This is a genomic window from Caldisericia bacterium, from assembly GCA_021158845.1.
Lineage (GTDB): Bacteria > Caldisericota > Caldisericia > B22-G15 > B22-G15 > B22-G15.
Genome location: JAGGSY010000038.1, coordinates 1 through 8,449 on the forward strand (window position 1 = coordinate 1; position 8,449 = coordinate 8,449).

Consider the following 8,449-nt stretch of genomic DNA (forward strand, 5'->3'; position numbering starts at 1 on the left):
CTTTAATAATATCATTAAATGTAGCGTTTCCTCTATTTACTATGAAATTGGCGTGCTTTGTAGAAACTTCTGCTCCTCCAATTCTCAAACCTTTACATCCTGCTCTTTCTATTAACCATCCAGCTTGTTTCTCCTCTGGATTTTTAAATATACACCCGGCATTTGGATATGAATATGGTTGTGTCTTCTTTCTTTTCTCAAAGTTTCTCTTTAAACTTTCATTTATCAAGTCTCTCTTGAATTTTTTGAGTTCCATTACTGCTTCAAGAATTATTAGTTTCTTCTCCATTATCTTAGAGGACCTATAGGAGAAACCTAATTCTTCTTTTTCTACCGCTTTAATCTTTCCATTTTTATCCATAACCTTTATTTCTCTAAGAATTTGAGATATGGAAAAGCCGTTTGTTCCTGCATTCATGGTTATAGCTCCTCCAAGAGTACCTGGAATTCCAAGTAGAGATTCCATTCCTGAAAGTTCCTGATCTACAGTATAGGAGATAAGTTTTGATAGAAGTACACCACTTTCAGATTTAAGAACAGATCCTTTAAGATTGAATCTGTTAAAGTTTATCTTTGATATTCTTATTACTATTCCTCTAACACCTTCATCTGATACAAGAAGATTTGACCCATTCCCAATTATGTAAAGAGGAATGTCTTTATCCCTTGCTATTGATAGTGTAACTCTTATATCTTCTTCATCCTGTGGTATTATCAGGAAGTCAACCTTACCACCAACTTTAAATGTAGTAAAATTCTTTAATTCAGCATCTCTTATAACCTTACCCTTAACAAATTTCAAGAATGTATCCTCACTTAATTTCACCTAAGAACTCCTTGGCAAGATTTTTGATTTTCCCTGGACCCATAAATATAACAACATCATCTCTCTTAATTAAGTTTACCAGATTTTTTATAACATGTTCAGATTCAAGATAGTATATTTTTTTATCAGGATACAGAAATTTTGCCTCAGTGTAGATCTTCTCTGTATTTATACCGCTAATTTCTCTCTCATCTGCTGGATCCAGTGGGAGAAGAAAGACAATGTCTGCTTCCCTAATACTTTCTGCGTATTCTTTAAAGAGCATAGCTACCCTTGAGTATCTATGTGGTTCAAGCACAAGAATTATTCTTCTATCTTTAAAGACCTCCTTTGCGGTTTTTAGAGTAACTTCTATCTCTGTTGGATGATCTGCATGGTCATCTATAATGGTGAATTTTTCATCATAAAGAATCTCAAATCTTCTTTTTGTTCCTTTAAACTCTGAAAGAGAGAGGAGTATCTCTTCTGGTTGGAGGTTTAGCTGGTATCCCACAAGAAAGGAAGCCATTGCATTAAGAATATTCTTTTCTCCGGGTATTTTTAATTTTAATCTTCCAACATTTTTTCCATTTAAAAAGATGTCACAGGATGTGTTTAACCCATTAATTTCAATATTTTTTGCAAACAAAGTGGCATTTCTATCCTTTAATGAAAAAGACAGAACCTCTGTTTTTGCGGTTTTTGAGTAATCTTTTAGAAAATCGTCATCAAGGTTTAGTATAACCTTATGGGAGGAACTACTCTCCATAAATCTTTTAAAGGCATCCTTTAAAAGGGAGAAGTTCCCTTTAAAAGGCCCATCCATGCTTAAGTGGTCTCTATCAACATTTAAAACAACTGGGATATATGGAGTTATCTTTAAAAAGGATAGATCATGTTCGTCTGTTTCAAGAACCAGATATCTATCCTTCCCAAAATGACTGCCGAAGGGGACATCTTTACTTTCTCCACCTACATAGAAGGATGCATCTATTTTATTATCAATAAGCATTTTTGAGATCATGGAAGTGGTTGTGGTTTTCCCATGTGTTCCTGCAACTCCTATTATGTCTTTTTCTCTAAACAGAAGAGTTATCATATCCATTCTGTGAAGAGATGGAATTCCTCTCTTTCTTGCCTCTATAATTTCAATGTTAGATTCAGGTATCGCCGAGGAGAACACCACTAAATCAGAATTGTCTATATTAGAAGCTGAGTGCCCTATATATATTTTTACTCTCTTCTTTTCCAGTTCCTTACTTTTTGAAAAAGTTTTTATATCAGAGCCACTGACATTGTATCCTGCCTCTACCAAAATGTTTGCAAGAGATGTCATTCCTGCCCCCCCTATGCCTATTAGATGTATATTTTTCACATCAAGCATCTCTCATCTCCTTTTTTAAAATCGCTTTCCAGTCTGGTATGTTGAAAGATTCAAGATTCTTTATAAATTTCTCTCTTTCATGAAGAAGGTAAGATATGGAAGTTATAAGAGAGTGTGTATCTCCTTCCTCAACCACAAATCCCCCACCTAATTCTTTAAAAAATAACGCATTTTTAAGCTGATGAAGACTTCCCTTTATTGGAATTATTATGGCAGGCTTTCTTGCATTTATCAATTCCCATATGGTGGAGGCACCACCTCTTGCTATTACGAAGTCTGATATTTTGTAATAAGAAGGCATATTATATACATACTCCTTTAAAACATGAGGGAAGGCATATTTAAAAGAAAGTTTTACATTTCCCTTTATAATTATTCCCTGAAGATTCATCTTCTGAATTTCTTTTTCTACTTCTTTAAGCATTTTAAGTAACACATATGAACCCTGACTTCCCCCAAAGGCTAAAAAGATAGGTTTATCTTTATCTAATTGTATCTCTTCCAATATTCTACTACAGTCTGATTCAACATCAATTTCTCTTACAGGTAAACCGGTGAAAACACTCTTCCTATTTTTAATGTATTTTTTTGTTTCAGGAAAAGAAATAAAAACTTTTTCTGCGTATTTTGAAAAAATTTTTGTAACCTTTCCCGGTATTGTGTTCTGTTCATGAAGATAGATTGGAATTTTAAGAATCTTAGCCCAGAAAAGCATGGGAAATGCAGTATAGCTTCCTGTTCCTAAGATGCTCTCTGGCTTGAAGCTTCTTATTACATTGAATGCTGTGAATAGAGAGATAAGTATTGAGGGGTAATGGAAAAAACGATTTGATGGAGGAGTAAGTGGTAGAACCCTATAGTTTACATTCATGCTTTTCACTATTCTTAATTCCGTTTCTCTTTTACCTACAGTGAATAACACTTCCCACCCAATTCTTTCGAGTTCCTTTCCAATAAGGATGGCAGGGTAAAGATGTCCACCAGTGCCACCTGATGCAATTATCATTCTCATGATATCCCCCTTGATGTGTTTATAAGTAGTCCCATCTCTATTCCATTTATCAGTAGTGCAGTACCTCCATAACTTAAGAATGGAAATGGGAGACCTGTTACTGGAAGAAGGCCTATGTTTACCCCTATAACCACAAAGGATTGTAAAACTATGTGGGTAGTGATTCCAAAGGATAGAAATTTGATAAAGGGATCCTTTGCTTTTACCGATACCCTGTAACCTCTTATAAGGATACCCAATATAAGTATTATAATTATTAACCCTCCTGTGAGACCTGACTCTTCGCATATGAGTGAGAATATAAAATCCTTGGATACATAAGGGATATAATCAAATTTCTGTTTTCCCATCATGTATCCTCTTCCAAAGATACCTCCCGAACCTATAGCTATAAGTGATTGTGCTATTTGATAGCTTTTATCTGTGTTGTATTTGAAGGGTTGAAGAGTGTATATTATTCTTTCCCACCAAGATCTGTTTAGTTTAACCATAACAGGAAATAGTAATGAAACACTCAAGGGAACAAGAAAATGTTTCTTATTCCATGTTCCTATGTAGAGCATTGAGAGTAATATTAGATAGGTTAATGCACCTGTGCTAAGATCTTTTTCAAAAACTATTAGAAGTATTCCTATCCCTGAGTAGAGTATCAGGGGAAAGAGGTATCTCCATTTTTTCCATATAAAGTATTCACTGGATAGAACATAGGAGGAATAAATTATTAACGCAAGTTTAAATAGTTCTGATGGCTGGAAGGAGAAACTCCCTATAATAATCCATCTTCTGTAATCACTTCTTAAGGAAAGACCGGGTATATAGACAAGAACAAGAAGTAAAAGGGAAATTATAAATAGAGGTTTTGCGAATTTCTTTATGGTTTTCAATGGAACTATAATAAATAGAATCAGAGCAGATATTGATATTGCTACATGAATGAGGTATCTCTTAAAGGAGGTGAATTCTCCATACTTTAAAAAATCCACAGATGAGGCAGAGAACTGCCAGAGGATTCCGAATATGTAAAGCACAACTACCATTAGGATCAAAAGAAGATCAGGATTTTTTCTCACTCATTTCCTCCACGATTTTTATAAACTTCTCTCCTCTGTCCTCAAAGTCCACAAACATGTCAAAACTTGCGCAAGCTGGAGATAAAAGGAAGAAGTCTCCCTTTTCACCTATGTTGAGAGCCACTTCAACAGCTTCCCTCAAATTTTTTACCTTTTTGTAAGACTTGAAGCCTATCTCCTTAAGTATCTTTTCAATTTCAGGAGCAGTTTCTCCCATTAAAAGAATATACTTTACTCTATCCACAGAAAAATTTATAAGTTTGTGAAAATCTGTTTTTTTACTACTGCCACCAAGGAGGAGGATAATTCTTCCCTTTGGGAAGGCTGAAAGTGCTGCTATAGTTGATTCAGGTTTTGTTGATTTGGAGTCATTTATAAATGTTATACCCTTTATCCTTCCAGCATACTGGAGTCTATGTTCAAGTCCTTTAAAATCCTTAAGTGTCTTTCTTATGGCTTCAACCTTTGCACCCATAATATAAGCTCCAAGAGATGCTCCAAGTATATTCCTTATGTTGAATTCCCCTCTTAACAGTATATCTTTGGAATCAATTATTTCTTTTTTTATATTGTCAAATTGAATTAGAAGTTTTCCATTTGTTAGATACGCTCCTTCCACCTCTTTCTTTGTTGAAAAGAAAAGAACTCTTGAGTTTATATTATTGGAGAGATTTCTTACAGTCTTATCGTCGTAGTTTAATATTGCATAATCTTTATCTGTTTGATTTATAAAGGTCCTCTTCTTTACTTCAAGATACTCTTCCATTGTGGAGTATCTATTCAAATGGTCTTCATGGAAACTTACAAATATCACCACATGAGGTTTAAATCTTTTTATTGTTTCAAGTTGAAAACAGGAGACCTCAAGCACAAATATTCCGTCTCTCTTATCCATTACAATCTTGGAGAGCGGTATCCCAATGTTACCACCAATAGTCACCGGTAGACCAGAATTTTTGAGGAATAGATACGTAAGGGTGGTGGTGGTGCTTTTTCCGGATGTGCCAGTTATGGCAATAACTTCTCCATTTATAAATCTGAATCCAAACTCAAGTTCACCAATTATCTCTATTCCTTTCTCTCTTGCCTCTTTCAAAACTGGGATGTTTAAGGGAACTCCAGGGCTTACCACTATAAGATCTGAGTTTAGGATTCTTTCAGAGTTTTTCCCAAACTCATACTCAACTCCTTCCTTCCTTAGGTCCTCTATTAAATCTTTAAATCTCTCCTCCCCCCTTTTCTCGCTTAAAAAAACCTTTGCTCCCTCTTTTTTTGCAAGAAGTGCAGCGTAAAAACCAGAGAATTTGGTGGAACCTATACCAATAACCGATACTCTTTTATTTAAAAGATTCATCTATTTACCTCCAATTAAAAGAATAGATACAATCAGTAGAAGAAACTGGATAATCCAGAATCTAAGGGTAATTTTTTCTTCAGGTATTCCCATCAGTTCAAAGTGATGATGTATAGGTGCCATTCTAAATATCCTCTTGCCCTCTCCATACTTTCTCTTTGTCCATTTAAAATAAGACACCTGTATTATTACTGAAAGGGTCTCAACTATAAATATAAACATTAAGATTGGAAGGAATAGTTCTACCCTCAATATGACAGAGACTCCCATAAATATGGAACCAAGTATCATTGAACCTGTATCTCCCATAAATATCTGTGCTGGGTGAAAATTGTACCACAAAAATGCAATAAGTGTTCCTGAAAGAACAATAAGGATGATAAACAACGGTTCTTTTTCTGAGAAGAATGTAAGGTAAAATGGTAAAAGGATTAAAGATAAACCTCCAAGAAGTCCATCAAGACCATCTGTAAGATTGAAGCTGTTAATTCCTCCAACTATGACAAAGAGAAGGAAAGGGATGAAGAGGTAACTTAAATCTATATATGAAAGAGAGAAGGGTATAAGAATCCTTGTTCCCACATTTTTTTGTATGTAAAGTATGAAAGGTATTGCAAATAGAGTTTGGAATAAAAGTTTCCACCTTGCAAGAAGACCTGTGGAGTTTCTTTTTATTATCTTTAAGAGATCATCTACAAAACCTATACTTCCCTCTAATAGTACAAAGATGAAAAGATTGTTGACCAGTGGATCCTTCTTAATGAATAGATATGAGAGAAAGGGAAGTAATAAAAAAAGTATTCCTCCCATAGTTGGTGTTCCTGTTTTTGATAGGTGTTTTTTGGGTCCTTCCTCTCTAACTATTTGACCCTTTCCTCTTCTCTTCTGAATTTTTATGATGATTGGGTATAAAGATAGAGAGATTAAAAATGAGAGAAAGAAGTGGATTGAAGTTAACATAAGATTTCCTCCATTTGCATTCCTCTTGAACCTTTTATTGCCACTATGTCTCCCTCTTTAATAATTTTCAAGAGAAATTCTCTTAAATTGTCTTTTGAGTCGAAGTGTTTACTATTCAACCCTCTCTTTTTAACTTCCTCAGAGATATATCTTGATAGATTTCCAAAAGTTAAAACTAAATCATCTTCCTTTAAGTTTACAAATTTTCCAATTTCTCTGTGAAGCATCTCCTCCTTTTCTCCAAGTTCCAGCATATCTCCAAGAACATATATAACCCTCCTTTCACCTCTTACTCTATCAATACTTGTTATCAATTCCTTCACAGATGATGGATTGGAGTTGTAATAATCTTTAATAAAGATAACTCCATTTTTCTTTTCAACTTCCATCCTTCCCCACATAGGAGAGAAATTTCTAAGGCTCTCCCTTATCCTCTCTATGGATATACCAAATTCCAGTCCAACAGAGATTGCGGCAAGAGATGAATAGATAAATGGATATCCAAAGGTTCTGAGTTTAAACTCTTCTCCTTCACAACGAAACCTTGTCCCTTCTATGTCCATCTCTATATCCTTTGCTGTTATATCTCCTTTCTTTATTCCGTATGTTATTGTCTTTACCTTTCTTATATCCTTCATTTTTAACACATTTGGATCATCTGCATTGAGAAACAAAATTCCATTCTCTGGAAGAGACAAAACAAGTTTACTCTTTGCCTTAAAGACACCATCAAGATCCTTATGAAACTCTGTATGTGAGTATCCTATGTTTGTTACAACTCCTATATCAGGTCTAACCATCTTTAGAATTTCCTCTATCTCTTCAGAAGTTTGAGCAGAAATTTCAGATACAAATATTTTTTCATCGGTGTACTCAAATATGGATATGGGAATACCAATTTCTGTATTATAATTTCCCACTGTTTTCAATGTTTTGATTGTGGAGGAAAGAACGCTAAAGATCATCTCTTTAGTGGTTGTTTTCCCTGCACTTCCAGTAATTCCAATAACACTATCAATCCTATCCCTTACAAATGCACCAATCTTTTTTAAGGAAGAGAGGGTATCTTTAACCTCTATTATAAAAAATTCCTCTGGTTTTTTTACTTTTTTCTCCACCACCGCACCCAGTGATCCATGAATTTTTGCATCCTCAATATATAAATGACCATCAGTTCTTTTTCCTTTAAGGGCAAAGAATAAGAAATCCCTTCCACAGAGTTTAGAATTTACACATATATGTCTAATCATTGCATCCTTTCCATAAAAGTTTCCATCTATTATCCTTGCTATCTTAGTTCCTCTTAATTCCATGAATTATCTCCTTTACAGTCTCCACATCAGAATATTTTACCCTATTTCCACGAATAAGCATAAAACTCTCATCCCCTCTTCCAAGGATGAAGAGTCCATCAGAATTATTTGTAAGCTTTACACCATACTCAATTGCCTCTCTTCTGTCCTCAATAAATTTAAAAGGAATACCGTATCTTTTAAGAAGTTTCATAAAATCTCTATTACACATAAAGGGAGTTTTTGTCATTGTATCATCTGAGGTTACTATAACAAAGTCAAACAGTTTCTTTACTATATTAAAAATTTTTATGGTCTCTCTTATATCCTCTTCCTCAAAGAATGAGAATACAAGAATCCTTCTCTTGACAAGAGGGAAAAGGTCCATAATTTTTTCAAAGCAGGGAGGGGTATTACACTTGTCTACCACTATTAAAGGATTTTTAGATAGTATCTCCCATCTACCAGGGGGTCTCTTTATATCTTTAATCTTTTCCACAAAAGAGATTACATTATTATAAAATATTTTTAAAAAGGAGAGGGCAGGAAGAACTATGTCAATATCACCCCTT

At 34.4% G+C, this 8,449-nt stretch carries 8 protein-coding genes; all 8 read right to left on the bottom strand.

Features of this window, described 5'->3' with window-relative positions; genetic code table 11:
- On the bottom strand, nucleotides 1–826 hold an 826-nt coding region (gene murB / locus J7J33_01470; protein ID MCD6167962.1), incomplete at its 3' end, for a UDP-N-acetylmuramate dehydrogenase.
- Entirely contained in the window at nucleotides 813–2,189 is a 1,377-nt protein-coding gene (murC, locus tag J7J33_01475) for a UDP-N-acetylmuramate--L-alanine ligase (GenBank protein MCD6167963.1), read from the bottom strand. The genes murC and murB, both read right to left, overlap by 14 nt.
- Complete coding sequence (locus tag J7J33_01480; GenBank protein ID MCD6167964.1) at nucleotides 2,182–3,201, bottom strand: UDP-N-acetylglucosamine--N-acetylmuramyl-(pentapeptide) pyrophosphoryl-undecaprenol N-acetylglucosamine transferase; 1,020 nt, start codon at nucleotides 3,199–3,201, stop codon at nucleotides 2,182–2,184. Before J7J33_01480 ends, murC begins: the two co-directional genes overlap by 8 nt.
- Nucleotides 3,198–4,271 (bottom strand): FtsW/RodA/SpoVE family cell cycle protein, encoded by a 1,074-nt coding sequence (locus tag J7J33_01485; protein MCD6167965.1) that lies wholly within the window; start codon nucleotides 4,269–4,271, stop codon nucleotides 3,198–3,200. Before J7J33_01485 ends, J7J33_01480 begins: the two co-directional genes overlap by 4 nt.
- Entirely contained in the window at nucleotides 4,255–5,625 is a 1,371-nt protein-coding gene (gene murD / locus J7J33_01490) for a UDP-N-acetylmuramoyl-L-alanine--D-glutamate ligase (protein MCD6167966.1), read from the bottom strand. Before murD ends, J7J33_01485 begins: the two co-directional genes overlap by 17 nt.
- Complete coding sequence (locus J7J33_01495; protein MCD6167967.1) at nucleotides 5,626–6,585, bottom strand: phospho-N-acetylmuramoyl-pentapeptide-transferase; 960 nt, start codon at nucleotides 6,583–6,585, stop codon at nucleotides 5,626–5,628.
- On the bottom strand, nucleotides 6,579–7,898 hold the full coding sequence (locus tag J7J33_01500; protein MCD6167968.1) for a UDP-N-acetylmuramoyl-tripeptide--D-alanyl-D-alanine ligase: 1,320 nt from the start codon (nucleotides 7,896–7,898) through the stop codon (nucleotides 6,579–6,581). The genes J7J33_01495 and J7J33_01500 overlap by 7 nt, the downstream gene beginning before the upstream one ends.
- Nucleotides 7,879–8,449: hypothetical protein (locus tag J7J33_01505; protein ID MCD6167969.1), on the bottom strand; the 571-nt coding region annotated here is incomplete at its 5' end. The genes J7J33_01505 and J7J33_01500, both read right to left, overlap by 20 nt.

What these genes read in the sequence shown, in the direction of transcription:
- J7J33_01500 (MCD6167968.1), bottom strand. Translation starts at nt 7,898, where the DNA reads ATGGAATTAAGAGGAACTAAGATAGCAAGGATAATAGATGGAAACTTT.
- J7J33_01495 (MCD6167967.1), bottom strand. Translation starts at nt 6,585, where the DNA reads ATGTTAACTTCAATCCACTTCTTTCTCTCATTTTTAATCTCTCTATCT.
- murD (MCD6167966.1), bottom strand. Translation starts at nt 5,625, where the DNA reads ATGAATCTTTTAAATAAAAGAGTATCGGTTATTGGTATAGGTTCCACC.
- murC (MCD6167963.1), bottom strand. Translation starts at nt 2,189, where the DNA reads ATGCTTGATGTGAAAAATATACATCTAATAGGCATAGGGGGGGCAGGA.
- J7J33_01480 (MCD6167964.1), bottom strand. Translation starts at nt 3,201, where the DNA reads ATGAGAATGATAATTGCATCAGGTGGCACTGGTGGACATCTTTACCCT.